This is a genomic window from Micrococcus sp. IITD107 (assembly GCF_041927415.1).
GTDB classification, from domain to species: Bacteria; Actinomycetota; Actinomycetes; order Actinomycetales; family Micrococcaceae; genus Citricoccus; species Citricoccus terreus.
Genome location: NZ_JBHFFN010000004.1, coordinates 146,391 through 169,452, shown reverse-complemented (window position 1 = coordinate 169,452; position 23,062 = coordinate 146,391). Strand labels below are relative to the sequence as shown.

The 23,062-nt window shown below is 62.2% G+C and carries 14 protein-coding genes; 5 read left to right on the top strand and 9 right to left on the bottom strand.

Translation table 11 applies throughout. From position 1 onward, the window contains the following. Nucleotides 1-96: 96 nt before the first annotated feature. From ACEXHE_RS09060 to ACEXHE_RS09050, 3 genes are read right to left on the bottom strand one after another with little or no spacing between them, the layout of a single operon-like run. The gene (locus tag ACEXHE_RS09060) at nt 97-6,834 is read right to left on the bottom strand and encodes a DUF4011 domain-containing protein (protein ID WP_374785557.1); all 6,738 of its coding nucleotides are present in this window, start codon (nt 6,832-6,834) and stop codon (nt 97-99) included. Between the two features lie 23 nt (nt 6,835-6,857). Beyond that, nucleotides 6,858-7,988 (bottom strand): sigma factor-like helix-turn-helix DNA-binding protein, encoded by a 1,131-nt coding sequence (locus ACEXHE_RS09055; protein WP_374785556.1) that lies wholly within the window; start codon nt 7,986-7,988, stop codon nt 6,858-6,860. A 40-nt stretch (nt 7,989-8,028) separates the two neighbouring features. Beyond that, nucleotides 8,029-9,105: a DUF3320 domain-containing protein gene (locus tag ACEXHE_RS09050; protein WP_374785555.1), complete on the bottom strand. Its 1,077-nt coding sequence runs from the start codon at nt 9,103-9,105 to the stop codon at nt 8,029-8,031. 184 nt (nt 9,106-9,289) lie between these two features. Here ACEXHE_RS09050 and ACEXHE_RS09045 point away from each other — a divergent pair, with 184 nt between their 5' ends. Together ACEXHE_RS09045 and ACEXHE_RS09040 are read left to right on the top strand one after the other, a co-directional pair. Continuing rightward, a complete protein-coding gene (locus ACEXHE_RS09045) occupies nt 9,290-12,808 on the top strand; it encodes a TM0106 family RecB-like putative nuclease (protein ID WP_374785554.1) in 3,519 nt (1,172 codons plus the stop codon). A gap of 113 nt (nt 12,809-12,921) precedes the next feature. Next, nucleotides 12,922-15,360 (top strand): HelD family protein, encoded by a 2,439-nt coding sequence (locus ACEXHE_RS09040; protein WP_374785553.1) that lies wholly within the window; start codon nt 12,922-12,924, stop codon nt 15,358-15,360. 104 nt (nt 15,361-15,464) lie between these two features. Here ACEXHE_RS09040 and ACEXHE_RS09035 read toward each other — a convergent pair whose 3' ends face one another. The 3 genes from ACEXHE_RS09035 to ACEXHE_RS09025 all read right to left on the bottom strand — a co-directional run bounded on the left by ACEXHE_RS09035 (nt 15,465) and on the right by ACEXHE_RS09025 (nt 18,615). After that, nucleotides 15,465-16,628, bottom strand: a complete 1,164-nt coding sequence (locus tag ACEXHE_RS09035) for a ribonuclease H family protein (RefSeq protein ID WP_374785552.1) — start codon at nt 16,626-16,628, stop codon at nt 15,465-15,467. Nucleotides 16,629-16,770: 142 nt separating this feature from the next. Then, nucleotides 16,771-17,577: an HNH endonuclease gene (locus ACEXHE_RS09030; RefSeq protein WP_374785551.1), complete on the bottom strand. Its 807-nt coding sequence runs from the start codon at nt 17,575-17,577 to the stop codon at nt 16,771-16,773. Between the two features lie 48 nt (nt 17,578-17,625). Continuing rightward, entirely contained in the window at nt 17,626-18,615 is a 990-nt protein-coding gene (locus tag ACEXHE_RS09025) for a hypothetical protein (RefSeq protein ID WP_374785550.1), read from the bottom strand. Between the two features lie 477 nt (nt 18,616-19,092). Between ACEXHE_RS09025 and ACEXHE_RS09020 the strand changes: the two genes are divergently transcribed. Together ACEXHE_RS09020 and ACEXHE_RS09015 are read left to right on the top strand one after the other, a co-directional pair. After that, complete coding sequence (locus ACEXHE_RS09020) at nt 19,093-19,296, top strand: cold-shock protein (protein ID WP_091695626.1); 204 nt, start codon at nt 19,093-19,095, stop codon at nt 19,294-19,296. Nucleotides 19,297-19,602: 306 nt separating this feature from the next. Continuing rightward, the gene (locus ACEXHE_RS09015) at nt 19,603-19,806 is read left to right on the top strand and encodes a cold-shock protein (protein ID WP_309812863.1); all 204 of its coding nucleotides are present in this window, start codon (nt 19,603-19,605) and stop codon (nt 19,804-19,806) included. Nucleotides 19,807-19,935: 129 nt separating this feature from the next. On the opposite strand, the gene ACEXHE_RS09010 is transcribed toward ACEXHE_RS09015, so the two are convergent. After that, complete coding sequence (locus tag ACEXHE_RS09010) at nt 19,936-20,568, bottom strand: hypothetical protein (protein ID WP_374785549.1); 633 nt, start codon at nt 20,566-20,568, stop codon at nt 19,936-19,938. Nucleotides 20,569-20,706: 138 nt separating this feature from the next. On the opposite strand from ACEXHE_RS09010, the gene ACEXHE_RS09005 reads away from it, so the two are divergent. Then, on the top strand, nt 20,707-21,255 hold the full coding sequence (locus ACEXHE_RS09005; protein ID WP_091695637.1) for an NYN domain-containing protein: 549 nt from the start codon (nt 20,707-20,709) through the stop codon (nt 21,253-21,255). A gap of 1 nt (nt 21,256) precedes the next feature. Here ACEXHE_RS09005 and ACEXHE_RS09000 read toward each other — a convergent pair whose 3' ends face one another. Together ACEXHE_RS09000 and ACEXHE_RS08995 are read right to left on the bottom strand one after the other, a co-directional pair. Then, nucleotides 21,257-21,910, bottom strand: coding sequence for a hypothetical protein (locus tag ACEXHE_RS09000; RefSeq protein WP_374785548.1), 654 nt, complete (start codon nt 21,908-21,910; stop codon nt 21,257-21,259). A gap of 21 nt (nt 21,911-21,931) precedes the next feature. Next, on the bottom strand, nt 21,932-23,038 hold the full coding sequence (locus tag ACEXHE_RS08995; RefSeq protein ID WP_374785547.1) for a PQQ-dependent sugar dehydrogenase: 1,107 nt from the start codon (nt 23,036-23,038) through the stop codon (nt 21,932-21,934). Nucleotides 23,039-23,062: the final 24 nt, after the last annotated feature.

The window sequence follows — 23,062 nt, the reverse complement described above, 5'->3', positions numbered from 1 at the left end:
ACGAAGGACATCGGCGTGGCACAACTTCCATGGGGCGGTGCCCTCAAGGCGTGGTGTGGTCGTCTCGCGGTCGCGGAGGCGACGATGATCCTACGATCAGAGGACCATTCCTGCTGAGATCCGTCCGCCAGCGTCCTCCCTGAGCCGACCCGTATGCAGGCCGAGTTCGACTGCGCGGTCAAGAAGATCATTGACGTTCTTGCCGCGCCGAGCGTACCCAAGCCGAGCTTTGGATCTCTCGAAAAGAGCATCAGCTTCCAAGGGGCCAGTCTTCAACAGGATATGGAGCAACGCATTGGCGACCTCAAGGGGGCAGGCATCCGTAATGGTCACGTGCTCGGGCTCGCCATATGTCCTGTATTCGAACCAGGAGTCCTGGTCAATCGACGCGGGCCAGACGAAGCCGTCGCCGTCTGTCACGTACAAGTCTTCGTCAATGTGATTCTGAACAGCGTCAAGGCGAGAGGCCCGAGACTTCTTGAGACCGAAAGAGCCATTGACTACTCGAGCAAGCCTGTCTTCGTGAATGGGCCATTCGGCTGCAACAACTGCTGCGATCTTCGCCTTGACCATAGCTTCGACGTCAGCGTCCCACATGCGGTCCAAATCTTCCACGCTGCCACCTGAAGGTACGTGGGCCTGGAGAACAGGATCAGGTTCGAAGGTCAATGGGTCGAATGCAGCTGGGTCGTATGTCCTCATGTCTTGGTTCACGTGACGGGGTCCACTTGGCGCATTGTCCGCGCGAATGGTTTCGGCTCGTACTTGGAGCAAGTCTGTCTGACGTGACGGCGGGGTGGAGGGGCTAGCCGGGGCGACGCTCGCATGGAATATTGGCGCTGGCGCCTCTTCCACGTCAACTTGGTCCGTGTCCATGCCTGTTAGCAAGTCGGTCCTCGAGAGCTCGTCGATCTCGTCTGAGATGGACGGGACTTCACGCACGGTAGAAGGCAGAGACGCCTTGGCGGTGACTCTCTGATCTGCTTTGCGAGTCCCTTGTTGAGTCTTGGCCTTGTCGCGAGCCGCTACGGCGGAGCGGTAGCTGAACATAATGCGCTCCTTGACCGCCTCTTGGTCTTGGAGCCATTCAGGCATCCAAATCCGCGCAACACCAGGCCACCGAAGGCTTCCTTTGAGAACCTGCCCAGGCAGTCCGTCGCGGTCCCCAACGGTTAGACGTTGCGACCATTCCTCCCCGTCCAACAGAATCGCGACCAGCGGGGAGTCTGGATCCTGGGGGTCTGCCAAACTGATGTCGACCTTGAAGTCAGACAAGCCGACGTCAGTCGAAACCGAAAGACCTTCGGCGCGGAGAGCATCGGCGATATGGTCGCGGTGGCGGTCCGTCCGATCCAGAGACCGTTCCCCAACGGGCAGTGTCTCTGGGCCGTACTTCGCCATCTCAAGGTACGCCCGAAGATGCTTGATGCCGAGCGACCCAGTCTCGTCTGCTCGCAATTGCTCGGGCTCGAAACTGGAGAAGACGATGACCTGCCGCCGGGCACGTGTGACGGCGACATTGAGACGCCTCTCCCCGCCGGGGTTGTTCAAGGGACCAAAGTTCAACGGCAGTACACCCTTGTCATTCACACTGAACCCAGTGGAGAACAGGATGACATCGCGCTCATCGCCCTGGACGTTCTCCAGATTCTTGACGAACAGGCCCTCCTCCTCTGAGTCCAGGGAGCGTGCCATGCGGTCATCATCATGCGCCCGAATCAAGTCCTCAATCAGGTCACGTTGTTGCTTGTTGAATGTGACTACGCCAATGGAGTGCGGCCCCGAATTTGAACGGAACCTGGAACTGATCTCGTCGACGATTGCCTGAGCCTCAACTGGGTTGGTCCTGAGCAGTTTTCTGGACCCTTCGCTGGTGTCTCTGAGGAATCGGCCGTCCACCTTCACCCAGCTCACGCCGAACCCGTCATGTTCAGGACCAGTCGTACCGAATCGTGGCGCTGGGAAGGAGGCGAGCTTGCTCTCGTAGTACATCTGGTTGCTGAACGCGATCAGCGATTCGTCCTTGCTGCGGTAATGCCAGGAGAGCCACCGTCGAGGAACGCGTGCCTGGATGCATTCGCTGAGGATCGACTCCTCGTCGGTCACGACTTCGAGATCCAGCTCCGTGTCTGTGTCGCTTGCGTCGTCTGCAACTGCCCATGAACCCGCGCCGAAGCTCGTGGGCGGCATCTGCTTGCTGTCGCCGACCACGACCACTGCGGTTCCTCGTCCCATAGCACCTACAGCATCTGCAACAGTGATCTGCGATGCTTCGTCGAAGACCACTAGATCGAACATGTCAGCTTGTGGGGGGAAGAACCTCGCAACCGAATCTGGACTGACAAGGATGCATGGCATGAGGGCCTGGATGTGTTGGCCATGCGTTTCCATCAACTGGCGAACCGACAGGCCCCCCCGCTTCTTGGCAATCTCCCGTCTGACTCTGCCAAGACCTGCTGGGTGGGCCCGTTCGTACTCGTGACGGCGGACAAGTAGAGTTTGCGGGATCTTCCACTGCATGTTCTGTCGGACCAATGACATCTTGGCCTCGAACTGCTTGATGTCGCGTTCATGCGTCTTTGCGGGAAAGCGCCTCAGCCCGGTGGTGATCAAACGTTCGGACAGCGCCGCTCGGGCCAATCCCTTGTCGAAGCTCTGCACAGCAAGGTCCGCGTCGGCGGTCCCGTCCAAAAGATGGGCGCGCGCTGTTTCAAGACCTTCTTCGCGGAGAGTCTCGAGGCTGGAGACGAATGTGGCCCAGGACGTCAGTTGGTCGGTCGACAAGTACCCCTGTGCTCGGGGCACGTCTGTCGTCACCCAGCGTCTGTAGAGCGGCATTCCGCTCTGCCATTCATGCCACGCGCTCTCGGTAACACCCGCATCGTGGAGTAAGCCGCGTAAGGCCTTGCCGTAGTCAGTCAGCTCTCGGATGCTGGTTGACGTCTCACCGGTGACCAGAGCATCGATGAAAGTTTGAGCCTCGACTGGGATCCCAGACCGCAGCGTGTCCCATCGACGCGCCATAGACGACAGATCAGCGTGCTGCTGGCGAAGCTGCGCAAGCGAGTCTTCTGAGAAGGCGGACCAGTTGGTGGGGAGATCGATACCTGTAGACGATCGCACCGAGATCTCGATCTCGGATGCCGCGGCATGAGACTCTGCCGCAGTCCGGAGTGTTTCGGCTAGGCCGTATAGCGCGTCGTCAGTCCCGCGCCACCCGCCGGTGATGGAGTCGGCGATTGACTGCAACTTCTTTCGGCGGCCGATCCCGAGGAACCCTGATGAAGCGGCGGCTTCAGCGTCGTCCGCCAACTTCAACAGGTCGTCTTTGCGGGCCTGCTCGGTCAATGTCCGTCCGAACAGGGCTTCAGCTGCTTGGAGGGCTTCACTGTCGGTGAGGGCCTGCTCAATGGAGGCATTCCATTCTGGTGTCAAAGCAGCCTCAAGGAATGACAGTGAACGTGGAGCGCTGGCCAGCTTGACCAGCTCCTCAATGCTTTCTGGGGAGGGGTCCGTGTCAAGGTACTCGCGCACACCGGCTGGCTGGTCGACGCTGAGTAGCTGGTCCCGAGCGGACGTGTAGCGATCGGCCGCATCTAGGACGGAGCTTAGGTCTGCCGGCACCGACTCATTGATGAAACCCCACGGGTGGTGGGGTACCCGGTCGACATGCTCAGCTAACTCGGGCACCTCTAGCAATGCCCGGCGGATATTGTCCACGGTCTCTTCACTCTTCGTCGCGGCGAATTCCTCCGTCACATCGACCGGTGAGATCGCGTCATCCATCGCAAGCTCGAAGGAACGCGCAGAATAAGCTGAGTAACCCACAGGGTTGTTCTCGTGAAGCTGTCGGGAGTAGCGCGTCAACTTTCGCTGGAGCATCTCCAGATCCTGTTTGAGCACACGGAGACCTACGTCGTCGCCTCGAACGGTGTGGTCGAGTGACTTCAGAATCTGTCCTCGGACAGAGGCGACGCTCGCGCTCTTGTCGTGGAGGTCGAGGACGAAAGGTCCCAGTCCCACTGATTTGAGGCGGGTTGAAACGACATCGAGCGCTGCCGACTTCTCTGCTACAAACAGAACGCGCTTGTTATCCGCCATGGCAGCCGCGAGTAGGTTCGTGATGGTCTGCGACTTGCCAGTCCCTGGTGGTCCTTCTATGACAAAGGTACGGCCTTGCCTCGAGAGCGAGATGGCATCCAGCTGGCTTCCGTCAGCCGCAATGGGAAGGCTGTTGGCAAGATCGTCCAGGTTCTCGACATGGGGCGAGGCTGAGCTGGCCGCAGAATCTTCGAAGATTTCCGTGGGGTGTTGAATGAGATGGTCCACCAGCGAGTTCTTAGCGAACTGTTCCCAGTTCTCGTCGAGGTCCTTCCAAAGACGGAACTTTGCGAACTGCAAGGTCGCCAGGTCGACGGTGCGTTCGACGTAGAAGTCGAGCTGTTTCTCGTTCAACGTCGCTGTGATTGAAGAGAAAGCCTGTTCGACGTCCATCCCGAACTGATCCGCGACGAGGTTCTCAAGGCCCGGAAGCTTGAGCTGATGATCCTGCCACAGTCTCTCCAGGAGACAGTAGTTCGGCGTCGATTCCCCGGCTGGATCCATGGTGATCCGATACGTGGAATTCTTGCCGGCCGAAGACAGCTCGACAGGGATGAGGATCAGAGGTGACCTAAGAGTCTTACTGCCCTTCGAATCACGGGCGGTCCATACGAGGGTTCCGAGCGCGATGTAGAGGTTATTAGTTCCGGACTGTTGCAACTCAGTCCTGGCGTCGGTAGCCATTTTTCGAAGCCGGCGGGCATAGGTCGTAGATGAGTCAGCAACGTAGACCTGGGATTTCTCTAACATGAGATCATCGCGCCGGTCTTCGGGAAGCTGCATACCTGTGACATGCAGTTCGTGGTCACTGGCCGAAATGTCATCGGCCGGGAGCAGCTCGATAGACCTTCCATTGTTTAGGAGGTCTTCGAACAAGTCGACGTTCTTGGCAGTCACACCAAGTGATAGGCGGTGACGGTCACTGCTGAAGTTCAACAGGCGATTGCGCAGGGAAAGATCGAGGAGTTGGTTCTTCCACTGGACCACCCGGCTAGGAAGGATGCGTCCATCGGGCTGACGAACGGGGACGGAAGCCTTGCTCTTTGAGTCTCTCCAGGCTGAAGATATGTCAAGCTTCGCGGGCTCATAGGCGATGATCTGGACGTCACCGTCGTTCGAGACTCGGCGTACTGGCAAGGGGAAAATGCCTGCACGACGGGCCACCCTTACGTCGGTGAGGTACTTGAAATTGGCCGGATCGCTCGAGGGGCCCAGATAGTTCTCTTTGGTACTGCGGCTGGCGGTGCTTAAGTCAGCCTTGCGCTCCAGAGTGACCGCGGTAGATTCGAGCACCCTTAACACTGATGCAGCGACAAGCTGGCGAGCTTCTGAGAAGTCATCGCCGCTATTTGAGACCGCGTTCTCCGAAGCACTGACCGTCACGAACGCATGACCGTCGACTAGGCAGATCTGTGGATGCATTCCGATCTCTTCAAGCACGGAGGCCAGCAGGATTGAAGTGTCAAGACAGGTGCCGATCCGGTCTGTGAGAACCTGGTGCGGACTTCTGATGATCTGAGAATTGAACCAACTCGCCGGAGGATTGGAATAGCGGATTCCCTGGTCCTGCACGGCCTCAAACACCGCTTGAATGATCGCCTCGTCGCGGCTGGGATCTGACTGGTGTGCGTTGAGTGCGCTGTCGCCGGTGCGAGCCTGCAGGATGTCTTGCGCCTTGCTGATCACCGGTGTGAGGGCTGGGTCCTGGGGTTGTACCCACGCCGCGAGAAGCTCGCCCGACAGGCTGATGCGCTGACGATTCATTGCCCATGACTGGGCGGGCTCTACCGTCACTGGACTTGAGAGTGAAGCCAACGTCGTTTGTGCCTGGGTGAGAGTGAAGTTGATTCTCCCGGCCTCGGGCGCAGTGACGTCGAAGAATCTTGCGGGGTCAGGAAGAAGACCCGTGTCCGTCAACCTGATCTCTCCGGGGGAAAGCTCGAGGATGCGTTCAGACGCATCGGACAGTGGTCCCTGGCTGCCCATCAGCTGGGTCGTCAAAGTTGCCGTCCCCGTCTGACCAGCATCATTGTGAATGGTCACGGAGCTAATCAATCCGACGCCAGATTCGTGGCCATTGGTCGGTGCGGCCATGGCGATCCAGTTGACAAGTGCGAAGTTGACCTGGGATTCATGCTCGGCAGAGATGGAGAGCGTTGCTGCAGACGGCGGCGATACTTCCGCCGAATCCGAGGTCGGGTTCTGCTGAGAGGGCTCGTCGAAACGTTGCTGGCCGTCTGAGGGCGGATGCGAGATGAGACTAGCTTCCTCCACGTGGCGTGATGAGATCTCCAGGTTGACATTCGTTGGCGCAACAACAGTGTTCAGAAGTTCTAAGACGGCGCCTGCGCTGTGCTCCAGGCCAAAACTCATCAAGAGTCTGTTGACCGTGTCGCCAAGACGACGGACGTCGTCGATTTCGAAGGTCTGTCCATGCGCCCAATCGTTGCGATAGTCCCGGATCTCGCCGAGATAACGCGACTGACGGCGATCCAGCTCGAGCAGGTAACCAACTTCTGGCAGCCGCGTCGTTAAGATTCGGATCTGGGCAACAAGGTCCGACTCGTTGACCTTGCGTACCTCGCGCCCGTCTGCTTCGTCCTTGAGTTCAAGCAGTTCCGTCCAGTCATTGGTACTGATCCTTGACTGCAAGGCATCCGACAGAAACGGGCGTAGGGCTGTCGAGAGTGCGTCGAGTATCTCGCCAACCAGCGATCGGTGCGTTTCGGACATGAAGCGGCCAACTTTCAGTGTGCTCAGTGCGTCACCACACCCGTGGGTGTTTTGCGGTGATGCGGACCAGCAATTTGTTCAACAATAGTTGGATTGATGTCATCTGGAGCGTCGTGGCGCATTTCGGCACGCTCAGATCCTTGTCGAAGGGCAGCGGTCCAGCCGCCGAAGTAGTTTCGGACCGATGAACCCGAGGGGATCCTTGCGGCGGTCTCGGCCAGTTCGCCGGCAAGCTGGTCGTATGCGTCGAAGGTAGCTGGTCTCCCGGCCGCTTCCTGACGCTCAAGAAACATGTGTATGGCGTTCAAGTAGTCGTCTTCCGTGAACTTCAACAACCCACGGCTTCGTCCACGATCGGAGATCGACAACCCCATGGATGCCAGGGCGGCGTTCCAACTGCCGAAACGAAGGGAAAAGGTCTGGCGGGTGGGAGGCCACGGAGTCGACCCGCGTGCTGAGACCCATCCCAAGGTCTCCAGCAACTCCAGTCGGAGCTCGTTGTAGCGGGCGCCGGTGATGGTCAGTCCGGGGTCTGACTCGCCCAATTTCTTGGCTGCTCCGATGATGCCCAGCACGGTGGCGACATTCTCTTCCGTGGCGTCTCCCGCGAGAAGCGTCTCTGAGAGCTCGTGCATCACCTTGAAGTCCAAGTGGACCGACGCATACTTCAAGTCCGGTGCGAGTCCACGCTCTGCGCCGATCAGATACCAGATGGCAGCTTCCATGGCACCGGTGGAGAAGATGTCCTCAACGCTGCGGTCGAAGACGAGACTGGAAGTGCGCAATGCATCGTGGGCGAACTCCACCTCCAGGTCTGGATGGAGCATCTTGAGGCGACCCACGGCCTCTTCGCGTGACATCCCCAGCGAAGCCATTCGCCCAGCAACAGGTCCGTATAGATCCATGAACCTGTCGAGCCGCTGCCGGTAGGCGATCTCACGCTGGTCGACTCGGCGCTTTCGGGACTCATCAGCCGAGGTCCCGCCAACTTTCTTGACGATCTGCCGCACGCGCTCGCGGGTGATGCCATAGCTGTTGCCGATCGACTCCAGGGTCTCTCCGCCGGCATACCGCTCGACAATGCGTATGTCTCGGTCTGGCATGGGCTGGCGGGGAGCGCGCATAAATCGCCTGGGGGCGGTGTTCGAAGCCATGGGTACTGCCTTTCAGAGATCGCTGTACGGGTAGAGGAGTTCATGACCCCAGGGCATCAAGCAGGTGCTTCTTGACGCCTTGAGTCATCCGCTTCTTGCCGAAGGTCTGGAGAACCAAGCGGCGGTGTTCGGTGTCTGTGACATCAGGGAACTGAGACCGCACGACCTTGGACGCGTTGCGGATCTCCTGAGGTGCGACCAGGGTGAACTCGCGCTTGGTGGAACTCGGGCTCGGGCGGAACTCCTGCCAGGTGGCAGGGTCCAGGTCATTCGGCCAGTACCACCCGTTGTCCTCGATTACCAGAGAGCTCTTCGCCTGGTGTTTGATCTGGCTGACCCGCTTGGACTCCACACGGCCCAGGCCGAAGGCGCGTCCGGTGAGGCGTGCCAACCGCTTAAGATGCACAGGACCCTCGTGCTCCACGATCTCCTCGATCACTGACCGGACCAGATCGGCGTTCTCTTTACGCTTGAGGTTGTTCAGGACGTCCACGGTGCCGACCGGAATGACAGTCCAGGGCTCGAACTGCAGGCGCTCGTTGGGCAGCCCGGTGCGGGGGCGGTCCTGTGAAGACTCAGTCCGGGCATACACCTCTGGGGCTGGCTCCACATGCTCGTCCTTCTCCTCGGATTCCTGTTCGTCTTCCTCCGACTGAGCAGGGGCGATGAGGCGGAGGATGCCATCACGCATGGTCTCAGCTTCCGTACTTCCCTCTGCGTCCCCCAGGCGTGCCAAGAGGCGCACGATGAAGTCGAGGGTCCGCCAGGCGTCGAGCAGCGAAAGCTCATCCATGTGGGACAGCCGATTGCGCACGATCCGGAGTTCACCGGCCACCGTGGAGACAGCACGGGTGTGATCGTCGAACGGGTAGCCGAAGTTGCCCAGACGTTCGGTGAGGATGCGCAGCTGGGCCTGCGGATCGCCGGGGGAGTATGCGTGCGGGGACTTGCCCTTGAGCCGGTCGATCTCCTGAAGCAGGACCGTCCACTGGAGGCCCTCCAGGTGTGGCTTCAGGGTGGTGGCGATGATCGGTTCGAGTCGAGTCGCCAGGTGCTTCAGGCCACGGTGGGCCTGTTCGTTGGGGGACAGGGAGGGGGCGGTCTGGTCAGTGGTCATGTGGTGCTCCGTTCGGTGCGAGGAAAGCGGGTGGGAAGTGAACCAGCTCTTGCTGATGTCAGTAGACCAGTGGGGTCGGACACGATAAGAAGCCGCACCGCCATACATGCACGAAGAGATCCCTAACGCGTCCGGCCCTTCCGGCAGGATGATCCCAACCGTCGGATCGTCGTCAGGAGACCAGATGTTCGTGGATCAGCGCGGCCGAGTCGTCACCAGTGCCAGCGACCTCACCGTGGCCTCGGCCTGCGAGTTCTCCTGGCTGCGCCAGCTGGATGAGAAGCTCGGGCGCCTGGACGTGCTGGAACGCCCCACCGATGCGATGCTCGCGCGTACGGCCACGTTGGGCGATGCGCATGAGGAGAAGGTCCTGACGGACTACGACGACGGTTCCCGCACCGTGGCGCGCATTGAGCGTCCCAACGTGAAGGATCCGGCCTCGCTGGACGTGGCCGTCCAGGCGACCCTGCAAGCCTTCGGTGACGGAGCGGACGTCGTCTTCCAGGCAACCTTCGCCACCGACGACGACCATGGTCTGCCGTTCGTGGGCTTTGCAGACTTCATCGTCCGTCAGCCCGACGGGCGCTACCGCGTTCAGGACACCAAGCTCGCCCGCAGCGCCAAGGTCACCGCGCTGCTGCAGCTGGCTGCGTATGCCGGACGCATGCGCGCAGCGGGGGTGCCGGTGGATGACCAGGTGGACCTGATCCTGGGGGATGGCACTGTCAGCACCCACCGGCTCAAGGACATTGAGCCCGTGTATGTGCTGCGGCGCCGCCGTCTGGCCCAGATGGTTGCCGCACGTCTCGAGGGCACCGAGCCCGTGAGCTGGGAGGACGAGCGGTACACCCGGTGCGGATCCTGTGATGACTGCGCCGCTCAGATCGAGGCCACGGGGGATATGTGGCAGGTCTACAACCTGCGTTCCTCACAACGCGCCAAGCTGCGGTCCGCCGGGCTGCGCACCATGCAGGACATTGCGGACTGGAACCCGGGCGATCCCTCCGGAGGTGTGCCGCGGCGGACCATGGAGCGACTGTCCGGCCAGGCACGGTTGCAGATCGCCAGCGCCGGCCTGGACCAGCCTCTGTACGAGGTGATCGATCCGCAGCTGCTCGCCACCCTGCCGGCGTCCAGCCCGGGGGACATCTTCTTCGACTTCGAGGGTGATCCGCTCTGGACCCCGGACGGCACCACATGGGGGCTGGACTACCTGTTCGGACTCGTGGACGCACAGGGAGAGTTCCGAGCGTTCTGGGCGCACGATCTCGCCGAAGAGCGGCAGGCACTGTTGGACTTCCTGGACTACGTGGAGGCCAAACGCCGGGCGTATCCGGACATGCACATCTACCACTACGCCGCCTACGAGCGCACCCACCTGAGCTCCATTGCACAACGGCACGGTGTGGGGGAGGAACGCGTGGATGACCTGTTGCGCGGACAGGTGCTCGTGGACCTGTACGGCCTGGTGGGCGGTGCACTGCAGCTGGGCACCTCGTCCTACTCCATCAAGAAGGTCGAAGCGCTGCACATGGCCGGTGAAGTCCGTGAGGGAGTCACCAACGCCGCCGACAGCGTGGACCAGTACGCCCAGTACGTCCTGCTGAAGGAGGCCGGCAAGGAGGATGAGGCTGAGAAGCTGCTCCAGGAGATCGCCGACTACAACGAGTACGACTGCATCTCCACGCTCAAACTTCGGGACTGGCTCCGTCAGGTGGCTCTGGACGCCGGAGCACTGTCCTCCCACCCCGACGACGGCCGGTCGCCTGCTGAGACGATGTCCCCCGAGCCGGTGGAGACGGAGGAGGAGCGGCTCAAGCGGCTGGCACGCGAGGAGCGCGCGCAGGAACGCGACGACCTGGAAGCCGCCGCGTTCAGTCGTGCGGGAGACCGATTCTCGCCTGACCGGACGGATGAGGAACGCGCTTGGGGGCTGGCCGGCGCAGCGCTGCGCTTCCATGAGCGCGAGGGCAAGAGCTTCTGGTGGGAGCACTTCACCCGGCTGAGCGAGCCCGTGGACGAATGGAGCGCACACCGCAACGTGTTCCACGTCGAGTCGGCCGAGGTGATCAGGGGTTGGTCCAAAGCCACCTCGCGTGCCCGCACGCTCAGCCGTGACCTGAAGCTGCGCGGCGAGTGGTCAGAGGGGAGCACTCCTGGGTCAGGAGGCGCGTTCCTGGTCTATGAGTTCCCCGGGCCGGCACTGATGTACGGGGCCGACTCCGGCATGAGGGACGCGATGACGGCCACGATCACCGACGTGGAACCAGGCGTCATCGTGGTCACCGAATCGACGAGCCAGAAGCCCCCGGTGACCCACGACACCGTGCCGACGGCTGTGACTCCTGGAACACCGCCACGGACTGGACCGCTGGAAGACGTGATCGAGGAGTGGGTCACGAACGCTGTCCACGCTGGTCGACTCCCCGAGGATCCCCTCGGCGACCTGCTGCGCCGCTCGCCCTCGCGCCTCAACGGTGGTGCACTCGCAGAAGTGGAGGATGAAGACTACGTCTCGGTTGTGACGATGTCTGCCCTTCGGCTGAACGGGAGCTATCTGGCCGTGCAAGGACCTCCAGGCACCGGAAAGACCTACGTGGCATCGCACGTCATCATCCAGCTGGTCCGTGACCACGGGTGGACAGTCGGAGTGGTGGCCCAGTCGCACAAGGTGGTGGACAACGTCCTGGCGAAGGTCGTTGCACACGGGTTGGATCCTGACCTGGTGGGCAAGGCACAGACCAAGGGGCGAGAACTGCCTGCAGGCGTGGTGCACGAGTACACGAACTCCAAGATCGAGGAGTTCGTCCGCGCACATCAAGACGGGTGTGTGATCGGCGGAACCGCATGGGCCTTCGCCGCGCTGAACAAGGAGAAGGTGAAACTGGACCTTCTCGTGGTGGATGAGGCCGGACAGTACTCGTTGGCCAACACCATCGCGGCAGGGGCCTGCGCTCGCAACCTGCTGCTGTTCGGTGACCCCCAGCAGCTGCCACAGGTGAGCCAGGGAAGTCACCCGGAGTCCGTGGACACCTCCGCTCTGGGCTTTTTGAGCCAGGGGCACGATGTCCTGCCGGGCGAGTTCGGCTACTTCCTTGCCCAGTCTCGCCGTATGGACGCTGAGGTGACGGCACCTGTCTCCGAACTCTCGTATGAAGGAGAGCTCCGCGCGCATGAGACCACTAAGGACCGTTCGGTCGAGGGCGTCGCGCCGGGCCTGGAGACGGTGTTCGTTGAGCATGCAGGCAACGTGGGTTCCTCCACAGAGGAGGCGGAAGTCGTCGTCGGGTTGGTGCGTCGGCACCTGGGGCAAAGCTGGAATGCTGAGGGAACTTCTAAGACTTTGTGCGAGGACGATGTCATTGTGGTGACACCGTACAACGCACAGGTCCAGGCACTGCGCTCGGCATTGGACAGCGCCGGCCTGACCGGCGTTCGAGCAGGCACCGTGGACAAGTTCCAGGGCCAGGAGGCGGTTATCTCGATCACCAGTTTGGCGGCCTCCTCTGCGGCGGATGTGCCACGGGGCCTGAGCTTCTTGTTGATGCGGAACCGTCTGAACGTGTCCATCTCCCGAGCGAAGTGGAAGGCCTACCTTGTCTGCTCACCGGCACTGTTGGACCACTTGCCCAACACCCCACAGGCTCTGGCTGAGATGAGCGCTTTCGCGCAGCTGGTCGCTGGAGGTCAGACGAAGAGCTGATCCGAGAACGGCGTTCCGAAGCCGTCAACCCTTATAGCGTCTGGGTTACTGCTTAGTATCAGGCGTATCGATGCACAACGGTGTGCGTCAGAACTCACTGAAAGGGCCGACTCATGGGGCCAGTGAAAGTTGACGATGAAGTCCAGGAAATCCGGGCAGAGCAGCAGTACTTCGACGAGGCCATGGACTTCCACTTGCAGAAGGTCGAGGGATTCGAGCAGACGCTCAAGGCGCGTGGAACTGCTCATGAGAAGCGGGCCATGAAGAAGTCCTTCGAGAACTTCCAAAAGCTCGGTCCAGACGACGCGGCCGCGATCATGCGAATCGATACCGAAGACGGCGATTCCATGTATCTCGGCAAGACAGCGATCCTGAATGATGACAAGGACATCCTGGTCATCAACTGGAAGCAGCCAGCAGCCGCCACGTTCTACCAGGCTACGCCGGAGGATCCTCAAGGCGTGGTCCGGAAGCGAGAGTTCAAGACAGACCGGAACCGCATCAAGTCGTTCCGGGACCAGCACCTGGCACAGTTGGCTCAGGAGATCGCGGAGCTCGATGGATACCTTCCACCGAGTGATGCATTGCTGGACAGTCTGACGTCGGCGCGCACCGGCGAGATGCAGGACATCGTCGGGACCATTCAGGCCGCACAGGACAAGATCCTGCGGGCCAAGATGGACTCGCTGCTGGTGGTCCAGGGCGGCCCGGGTACAGGCAAGACTGCGGTCGCTCTACACCGCGCCTCATGGTTGCTGTACAACCATCCTGAGGTTCTGCCGCCCGATGAATTGCTGGTGGTCGGCCCGAACCCAGCCTTCACCAAGTACATCAGCAAGGTCCTCCCCGACCTCGGTGACTACGACGTTCCCCACACTTCGGTGGAGGAAATGTTGCAACGCAGCATCCCCGTACGCGCTGTCGAACCTGCGAACATTGCCCAGATCAAGGGCTCCCACGCCATGCAGAACGTCATTGCCGAAGGGCTGAACGACCGCATCCGAACTCCGACAAGTCCCATTCGTATTCGGCGTCGGAACTCGCTGTCGACGATCACCCTCCTGGCAGAGGACGTGGCAGAGGACATCACCAAGCTCCGTCACCAGTACTACGGTGCGGGACGAGAAGCGTTGAAAGCGCGCCTCCTGCAACGGTGCGCGACAGCATTGGGCGCGAGAGCTGGTGCCGATGTGGAGAACATCGTCGATCCCAGGTCCTTGGATGCTGAGCTCAACCGCATGTGGCCACAGCTGTCAGCTGCGCAATTCGTCAGGGAACTACTCGGTTCCAAACAGCGTCTTCGCAAGGCAGCCCCGAACCTGGATCATGAAGCCATCGAACTGCTGTATCGACAGCCTGCTGAGAGGATGTCCGATGAACCGTGGACGCTCGCAGATCTCGCGCTCATCGATGAGGCTGCAGCATCGATGCAGGACAGACAGGAACGTTGGCGACACATCATCGTCGATGAAGCTCAGGACCTGACACCCATGCAGTTGGTGGCCTTGCGCCGTCGGTCGAGGGGTGGCTCTATGACCATCGTGGGTGACTTGGCTCAATCAACAGGCCCCTTCGCGCGGGACACCTGGGCTGACATCATCGATGATCTGAGAACATCGGTCGAAGTCATCCAAGAAGAGCTGGCGTTCGGTTATCGAGTACCCCGTGAGGTCTACGAGGTGGCTCAGCGCCTTCTGCCCCTTGCAGCGCCGGGCACAACGCCACCCAAGATCGTCCGAACCGCAAATGCGCTTCCAGAGCTGTTCGATGTCAGTCCTGCGCTGGTCCCCCGAGAAGTTGCCAGGATCGCCAGCCACCACAGCAGCAAGGGACGATTCGTCGGCGTCATCGCGCCCCCGGAGTACTGGGACGACATCACAGCCGCGTTCAGTGCTGAAGATGTGCAGTGGAGTGACTCCCGTACGGGAGGGCTTGGCCAGAGCATCAACCTGGTCACTCCGGAAGCATCCAAGGGCCTCGAATTCGACGCCGTCACGGTCGTGGCGCCACAGACCATCCTGGATGAGGACCACGGGGGTCGACTGCTCTATATCGCTCTGACTCGAACGACGAACCGCCTCGACGTCGTTGTTCCTTCAGGGGAAGTGCCGGAGATACTCCGGGATGCATTCCCCAGCATCGCCGTCATTGACGAACCGATGGCCGAGGAATCGGATTCTGAAGAGTCGGACACCGACGGCGACCAGGACAAGGCCACCGTGGGCGACCCAGCGGACACTGACGACGCATTTGAGAGCGCGACCAGCAGCAGCGACGCGGAACAGGATCGACTGCCTACTCCGAAAGACATCATGGGGAACATGGGGCGACTTTCCAAAGTTGGCGACCTCATGTCTGTGGGGTCGTTCCAGGAGACAGTTGAACCCCAAGAGCCCGCCATGTCTGCCCTTCAACAAGAGCTGGTCACTCGCAATGCGCAGTACCTGGCCGAGATCCTGTGGGACTCCTACGGGCCTGCAATGAGGGCGCCGATCCTTCGAGGAGCACTGGCGGTCATTCTTGAACGCCTGCGCACTGAGGGAACTCGCTGATACTTCAGCGTCACGAGCCCGATGACTGGGGCCCCGTTCGCGGCGGAACAGGGCGCCAGCTCATAGGGCGACGGGCGGTTGCGGTCTGATGTGGGATCTATGCTTCAGGCGGCGAGCGCCAGATCCAGGGAATCGTTCAGCCGCGCGACGAGTGCGTCCCCAGCCAGGCCGTTCAAGGAATTGCGCGCCGTGCTGCGCGCCAGAGCATCGGCGTGCTCGTTGCCCTCGTGCCCAGAGTGACCCTTGACCCACTTCACGGCGACCGTGATGCCCGCGTTCTGCACCACCGCCAGGGCGTCACGAAGCCGCCTGACCTCGCCGCGAACCTTGGCACCCTTGGCTCCGCCGAGTCCGACCGGGTCGGCCTGAGCCCTACGGAACAGGTCGATGGCGTCCTTCGAGTCCGTCGTGATCAGGACGCTCCCGCCAGTGCAGGTTGAGCCGGCGAGGACCAAAGCAAGCGTGAGCGCATGGAGCTCAGCCGCCAGTGGCTGAGTGGTCTGCAAGGGACTGGCCATCCAACGCCCGTCAGCGGACACCGCAGCTCCCGCCCCGATGCGCGAACCCTTCAACACAGAGCCGTCCGCGAAGATCGTGCGAGCTGGACCTGCCGCCACTACGTCGTCTGCCTGTACCAGACCGGGAACCAGGCGAGCCAGGTCGCGACGACAAGAGCGAAGCTTCAGCTCCTCGGCAGTCAGACCTGATTTCGCGCCTGTAGTGCTCCCGAGTTCGGACAACGGCGTCCGAACAGCTCCGTGGGCTTCAATGACTGCGGGGCTGACCTGTGGCAGAGCGAACGAGAGTCGATGCCCCGGGGTCAGCTCCGGGTCGATTCCGAGGTGGACGAGGCGTGCTGGCGCGTTGGGCAGCGTGGTCACTAGCTCGGAGAGCACGGCGGCACTCGAGGTGAAGACGTTCATGAGCACCTGAGTGTCCGCGGGAATCCCGCCCATGACGGTAGGCCACAGGGCGTCGAGCTCACCGCGGACCGATCCGGTGTGTGCCACCAGCATCTGGTCATCACCGAGCTCCCGAACTTCCACCTCGGCAGCAACGTAGACGACGGAAGAAGGGGCGAGGTAAAAGTCGACGCGAAGAGCACGACCACACGTCACGCCCTGTGGCAAAGCAGGGCGATAACCGACCACGCGAATGCCATCGCTGCGCACAGCCGATCCCCTGGGCCGCGGCATAGGCGCGGGGAGAGTACGAGAGTTGGGGCTCTGCAGCTGGGTGGACTGGGTGGACGTCTGGCCGATGCTCATGGCATTCCTCCTGGGTAGAAACTGGCTGAAACTGCTGTCCTTTCGTTGACGTGACAGTTCTACCGAGGGGCACGGACACGATAAGCGGAGCATCCAACTGAAGACCCCATCTTGACGGGTCCTTGAGTGCTACGGCACTCACTTACTCCTCTTCATCGACGAGGAAGGGAGGGACGTCGTCTTCCCCATCGGCAGGAACAAGGTGCCCGTCCTCCCAGGTCAGGATCCCTCTGTCGAAAGCTCTGTGATGATTGGGGCAGAGAAGCAGTCCATTCTCGACGCTGGACTCTCCGCCGTCTGCATCTGGTTCGATGTGGGCGGCTTCGAGGAGCCGAACATCCTCCAGCCCGCAGTAGAAGCATTCGTGGGCTTGGTGCCGTAGGAGGATTCGACGGAACGCCGCTTGATGCTGGCGAACGATGGTTTGGGCGATGCGGTACCGGGCCATGACCGCCGTGGGGCCGGCATGTCCTGGAATCGGTGCGGACGTGGTCGAGACGGCGCGGCGTAGGTGTTCGTTCCAGGCCTCCAGAACTGCCGTTTCGTCGGAGGGATCGATTTGTTGGCCACCGGACATCGGGCTCCAATTGGTCGACGGAGCGAGCTCGACGAGCTGCGACGTGGCCAAAGCGTCGTCAACTGAAACGAACGCATCCCATTCGACGTCCACGTAGCGGGCTAGCTCTGACGCGTCTCGGAAACTCTCGTCTAGATATGACTCGCCAGTTGTCAGGTATCCGCTGGCGATGATTCCGCGGTAGGGCTGTCCTTGCGCGAGGAGATAGACCTGATCCCCAGGGCGGAATCGGGTGTAGGCGTGCGTAGACCACCTGGACGGGTAGGGGCCGTCGCCAGAGGCAAAGAGATCAGCTTGCTCGACCACGAAGTCATACTCGGGGCCGCCAGGAGCAAGTGCACGGGAATGGACGGTCAGCAGAAAGGCGCTCATGACGTGATCCTTCAGGTAAACGGGGGGTGCCACAAGAGGTTCTCCGACTCAGTCGAAGATGATGGTCAGCGCGGTCTGCAGTACGACGTGATGATCCACGCCGAGGCGCGTGCAGAGTTCGACGAAGTCGCTCAGGCTCATCCGGGGCGGGATGCCACCGTCCAACAGTTCGTTGTAGGCCTCAGGTGCAAGATGGGACTGCAACGCGATGTACACCCGGGCCGACATGTCATGGTCTGTCTGGGGTGGTGGGACGCGGAGCCAGGGGGCTGACTCGACGAATTGGGACCCATCCCATCTCAGCACTCCCTGCTCGAACGATCGAAGGTGATTGGCGCATAGCAGTCGCCCGTTCTCCACGATCGAGGTCCCACCCAGGGCTGGCGGAACAAGGTGGGCAGGCTCGAGAACCTCGACCTGATCCAACCCGCAGAAGCTGCACACGGGCGGATGGTGCTGCATCAGTTCGTGACGAAACGCTCTCAGGTGGCTCCGCGTGTGCACGATAGTCTCGGTGAACCTAGGCGAGGTCCAGGCGAGGTAGGCACTCAGCTCCGATGGTGCGCCGCGGCCAGTGAAGTAACCGAGCCGCGCCAGATGCTGCGACCATTCCTCTTCGAGGGAGGCTTCCTCGAAGGCGTCGACCTCGGTCATGGCACCGCGAGTGACCCAGTTGGTCTCGGGGTAGTAGTCGCGCAGCAGCTCGGTTTCCAGCACCTCGTCCGGCAGGACGGTGGTCTCCCAGTGAATGGTCATCGCCGCGACCTTGGTCCCAGGCCGGTTCCAACGTCGGATGAACTGCACCGGCTCGTCGGCAAAGAATCCACTCGCAATGATGCCCCTCGGCCCACCCGCCCCTTGCAGGAGCAGGAACACATTGTCCCCTTGGCTGTACGAGGTGGACCTCCTCACGGGCCAGGCGAAGGGCTCCGGCGTCAGGTCCCGTTCGTATAGAGATGCGTTGCGCAACAGCAGGTCCCGCTCGATCGACGGGTGTTGGAGCCATTGATTGCTTGCCGTCAACAGATAGGTGGTCATGGCGACCTCTTTCGCGGTCCACAGGGATGGGAACACATGCTGGGCAACCGCTGGTTGACCTCCAGCGGACCGGCCCATGGGAGTCGTCACTGACTCGTCCCTGGGGCTTGCATGCACCTCATCATCGCGTCCAGCACGGACGCGGTAAGCCGCACGAATCCACGACAGTCTGATCAATCTCGGCCACTCGACGTTCGATGTTCTGTACTGACCGATCACCGACCACGCTCCCTTGCGCGGGAATACCTCCGGGCAAGACGCCGCGTGCGAAAAATCAAAAATCCAAAAAGCATTATTAGGCGTTCGAAAACTATTACCGTAGGGTCGACGTCAGAAGTAGTTGTTGCAGTAAGTCCGTCAGAACTGCGGACCGGACGCCCTTACGGGTGAACGGGGCGTTGGAGTAGCGGTGTGTTTCAGTCCCGCTTCGAACTCCGCTGGGATTCAGTGGAGACTCTTACCCCCTAGGAGGCCATCATGGCTACCGGTACCGTCAAGTGGTTCAACGCTGAAAAGGGCTTCGGCTTCATCGCGCCGGACGACAACTCCGCTGACATCTTCGTTCACTTCTCCGCCATTGAGGGCAACGGCTTCAAGGAGCTGCAGGAGGACCAGAAGGTCGAGTTCGAGGCCACTCAGGGCCAGAAGGGCATGCAGGCTAGCGCCGTTCGCGCCGCCTGATCCCCACAGTCGTTGAGAGCGGCCGTCTTCCCCACGGGGAGGACGGCCGCTCTTGCGTTGTGAGGCCGGCGGGCCAGGCTGGCGCTCCGAGTGCACCTCGGACAGGGCGTCGGGAAAATGGCATTAGGCGAATCCGATTCTGTCCCGTACAGTCGTTGCCAGAAGTAGTTGTGCAGTAAGTCCGTCAAAACTGCGGACCGGCTGATCCTCACGGATCGGACGGGGCGTTGGAGTAGCGGTGTGTATCAGTCCCGCTTCGCCCCCACTGGAACTCAGTGGGTCACTCAACCCCCATAGGAGGCCATCATGGCTACCGGTACCGTCAAGTGGTTCAACGCTGAAAAGGGCTTCGGCTTCATCGCGCCGGACGACAACTCCGCTGACATCTTCGTTCACTTCTCCGCTATTGAGGGCTCCGGCTTCAAGGAGCTGCAGGAGGACCAGAAGGTCGAGTTCGAGGCCACTCAGGGCCAGAAGGGCATGCAGGCTTCGTCTGTTCGCCCCCTCTGATCTACTTCTCGTAGACATCTAGAGCGGCCGCTCTCCCCATGGGGAGGGCGGCCGCTCTTGCATTGTCCGGAGGTTTCAGGTGAGCCGAGAGGCTCGCCGGCCGGCCGTCGTCGGGAAGCTGGTTCTGGGTCAGCGGTAGACGTACTCGGCCGTGATCTGCGGGTCGATGCCCTGCAGGATGCCGTTGTAGAACGACTCGGCCTGATCCTGCAGCAGGTCCTGATGCTGTTCCACGTACTCGGTCTTCGCGGAGTCGCTGAGGACCTCGTTGACCATCTCCACGGGGTCGATCGGGGGAGTGATCCAGCTCAGGGCGCCGTTGTCCTCGGCGGCCACCTTGAACTGCTCGCCGTCATGCCCGATGAACTCGAACTCCGGCACGGTGATCCGGAACCGGTTCTCCCCGGTCTGCTCGATCTCCACGCCGGCTCCGTCGAAGCCGAGCTTGGCGGCGAACTCATACTGGATGAACGAAGCCCGCTCGGACCACGGGATCGGCAGGTTCTCCCGGCCGAAGAGGTGGCTGTCCTGCGTGCGCTCCACGATCCCCTGGATGCCCAGGCTCAGCAGCACCACCTGCTGCTCACGCGTGATGGACTGGACCACCTGGGAGTTGCGGGTGGTGGCGCCGTCGTCATCGGCGTTGGTGGAGACGAGCTGTGCTGCGAGGATCCCGCCCAGTGCCAGCAGGGCTACCAGGCAGATGATGAACGGCCACAGGAACGGCCGACGGCGTTCAGCGGCTGCGGCGGTGGATCCCATCGGTGTCTCCCCGTTCTGTGTGTGTCCTCGTTCGAGGACCGACCTCTCGAGCCACCCACCTACCCCGGGGACTCGGAGACTTCAGCGTAGCAACGTGCCCCGCCGCGCCACCCCGCCCGGCCGCGTAGGCTCGAGGTCATGAGCGAACGCACCACCCACCTGCTGGTGGACGGAGAGAACATCGATGCCACCCTGGGAGGCTCGGTCCTCGGCCGCCGCCCGCACCCGGAGGAGCGTCCGCGCTGGAACCGGCTGATCGAGCACGCCGAGGAGATGTGGGATCAGCCGGTCAACGGCCTGTTCTTCCTGGCCGCCAATGACGGCATGCCCATGCCGTTCGTGCAGGCGCTGCTGGCCATGGGGTACCGCGCGGTGCCCCTGCGCGGCGAGGGCAAGGTGGTGGATCTGGCCATCCAGCGCACCGCCGAAGCCCTGCTGGATCGCGAGGATGACGTCCTCCTGGTCAGTCACGACGCCGACTTCACCCCGCAGATGACCGCCCTGGCCGAGACCGAGGGCCGCCGGACGGGTGTGATCGGGTTCCAGGAGTTCATGGCCTCCAGCCTGCGCGCCGTCCCCGGGATCGAGTTCCATGACCTCGAGTACGACGTCCACGCCTTCACCAGCACCCTGCCGCGCATCCGCATCATCGAGATCGACGAGTTCAACCCCCTCGACTTCATCTGAGTCAGGGGTGCAGCGGCACCAGCAGCCCCACAGCAAGGCCCACCACGACGGCGGCCACCACCGGAAGCACCATCCACACCTTCACGGTGGGGCTGGCTTTCCCGTCGGGCTTCTGGTCCGGCTTGGGTGCGGTGAACATCCCGATCACCAGGGCCGCGACCAGTACCGCTGCTGCCGTTCCTGCGCTGAGCAGGGCCTGCGCCACCAGGCTGTCTGTCCCGGAGGAGTCCAGGTGGTCGCTGGCGATCTGATGGAAGGCGCCTTGCGGGGTGTCGCTGAAGAGCAGACCGGACAGTGCGCCCGGGGCGAAGGTCCCCAGGGTGATCAGCCCGGCCCTCAGCGCGCCGGTGATCTGCAGGTTCATGGCGGAATCTGAGCTGCGCAGGCGGAACAGCGCGATGCCGCAGAGGTAGGCGACTGCTGGGATGCCCATCAGCAGCGCGGCGGTGAGACTGACCCGCCCCACCGTGCCAGTGCCGTGCTCTATCAGCATGGTCTGGTGGGTGGGTCCTGCCGGCTCGCCGACCAGGGCGCCGAGCCGGGGGATGATCGCCGGCCAGAAGAACACGGTCCACAGCACGGCCAGCACCAGCGCACCGATCGCCAGCACGAAGCGGCTGCGCATCACGGCGAGGAACGGATTGCTCATGGGCATGCCAGCAACGCTACCGGGGGCTCACTCGCCGAAGCGCAGCAGCCGATCATCTTGTGGACCCGGTGAACCGCGTCCGTCGGTGTTGTTCGTCAGCACCCACAGCTCACCGTCCGGCGTGCTCACCGCATCCCGCAGCCGACCGTGCTCGTCCACCCAGTGCTCGTTCGAACTGCCCAGGTCATCCAGCGGCACCTCGATCAGCCGGGACCCGCGCAGCGCCGCGATCCACAGTGAATCCCCGTGCACTGCGATCCCGCTCGGACTGGCCTCGGCCGGAGCCCACTGCTGCACCGGATCGGTGAACCCCTCGCGCCCGGCCGACCCCTCCACCTCCGGCCAGCCGTAGTTCGCCCCCGGCTCGATCACGTTCAGCTCATCCCAGGTGTTCTGCCCGAACTCGCTGGCGTACAGCGTCCCGTCCAGCCCCCACGCCAGCCCCTGCGGATTCCGATGCCCGTACGAGTACACCAGCGACTCTTCGAACGGATTGTCCTCCGGCACCTCCCCGTCCGGCGTCATCCGCAGGATCTTCCCCGCCAGCGACTCCCTGTCCTGCGCCGCATCCCGCTGCCCGGCGTCCCCCGTGGTGGCGTACAGCATGCCGTCCGGCCCGAACGCGATCCGTCCGCCGTTGTGGTTCCCCGCCCGCGGGATCCCGTCCAGCACCAGCTTCGGCTCACCCAGGCTCAGCTGTCCGGTCCCGCCCTCCAGTGCGAACCGATGGATCCGGTTGGACTCCTCCCCGGTCGAGTACGCGTACAGCTGCGCGTCCCGCACGGCCAGCCCCAACAGTCCGCCCTCACTGCCGGCCCGCACTCCGGGCACCGTCCCGATCTCCCGCGTCCCACCGTCAACCATGATCTCCAGCAATCGACCCGAGTCCCGCTCGCTCACCAGGGCTGTGTCCTGCACGAACGTCACCGACCACGGAGCCTCCAACCCCTGCACGACGACGGCCGGCTCGGCAGGTGCCTCGGCACCGGTCTCGCCGGGGCCGGGGGAGGCGGACTGGTCAGATGACGGTGTCTCGGCCGACGGGCTCTCCTGCGCGTCCTGACCGGAACACCCGGTGAGGACCAAGCCCACGATGAGGGCCGTCGTCGGGATGAGGAGACGCGTGCGGCGCATGGGGTGACCCTTTCGATGGCTGGA

What these genes read in the sequence shown, in the direction of transcription:
- ACEXHE_RS09060 (WP_374785557.1), bottom strand. Translation starts at nt 6,834, where the DNA reads ATGTCCGAAACGCACCGATCGCTGGTTGGCGAGATACTCGACGCACTC.
- ACEXHE_RS09055 (WP_374785556.1), bottom strand. Translation starts at nt 7,988, where the DNA reads ATGGCTTCGAACACCGCCCCCAGGCGATTTATGCGCGCTCCCCGCCAG.
- ACEXHE_RS09050 (WP_374785555.1), bottom strand. Translation starts at nt 9,105, where the DNA reads ATGACCACTGACCAGACCGCCCCCTCCCTGTCCCCCAACGAACAGGCC.
- ACEXHE_RS09045 (WP_374785554.1), top strand. Translation starts at nt 9,290, where the DNA reads ATGTTCGTGGATCAGCGCGGCCGAGTCGTCACCAGTGCCAGCGACCTC.
- ACEXHE_RS09040 (WP_374785553.1), top strand. Translation starts at nt 12,922, where the DNA reads ATGGGGCCAGTGAAAGTTGACGATGAAGTCCAGGAAATCCGGGCAGAG.
- ACEXHE_RS09035 (WP_374785552.1), bottom strand. Translation starts at nt 16,628, where the DNA reads ATGAGCATCGGCCAGACGTCCACCCAGTCCACCCAGCTGCAGAGCCCC.
- ACEXHE_RS09030 (WP_374785551.1), bottom strand. Translation starts at nt 17,577, where the DNA reads ATGAGCGCCTTTCTGCTGACCGTCCATTCCCGTGCACTTGCTCCTGGC.
- ACEXHE_RS09025 (WP_374785550.1), bottom strand. Translation starts at nt 18,615, where the DNA reads ATGACCACCTATCTGTTGACGGCAAGCAATCAATGGCTCCAACACCCG.
- ACEXHE_RS09020 (WP_091695626.1), top strand. Translation starts at nt 19,093, where the DNA reads ATGGCTACCGGTACCGTCAAGTGGTTCAACGCTGAAAAGGGCTTCGGC.
- ACEXHE_RS09015 (WP_309812863.1), top strand. Translation starts at nt 19,603, where the DNA reads ATGGCTACCGGTACCGTCAAGTGGTTCAACGCTGAAAAGGGCTTCGGC.
- ACEXHE_RS09010 (WP_374785549.1), bottom strand. Translation starts at nt 20,568, where the DNA reads ATGGGATCCACCGCCGCAGCCGCTGAACGCCGTCGGCCGTTCCTGTGG.
- ACEXHE_RS09005 (WP_091695637.1), top strand. Translation starts at nt 20,707, where the DNA reads ATGAGCGAACGCACCACCCACCTGCTGGTGGACGGAGAGAACATCGAT.
- ACEXHE_RS09000 (WP_374785548.1), bottom strand. Translation starts at nt 21,910, where the DNA reads ATGCCCATGAGCAATCCGTTCCTCGCCGTGATGCGCAGCCGCTTCGTG.
- ACEXHE_RS08995 (WP_374785547.1), bottom strand. Translation starts at nt 23,038, where the DNA reads ATGCGCCGCACGCGTCTCCTCATCCCGACGACGGCCCTCATCGTGGGC.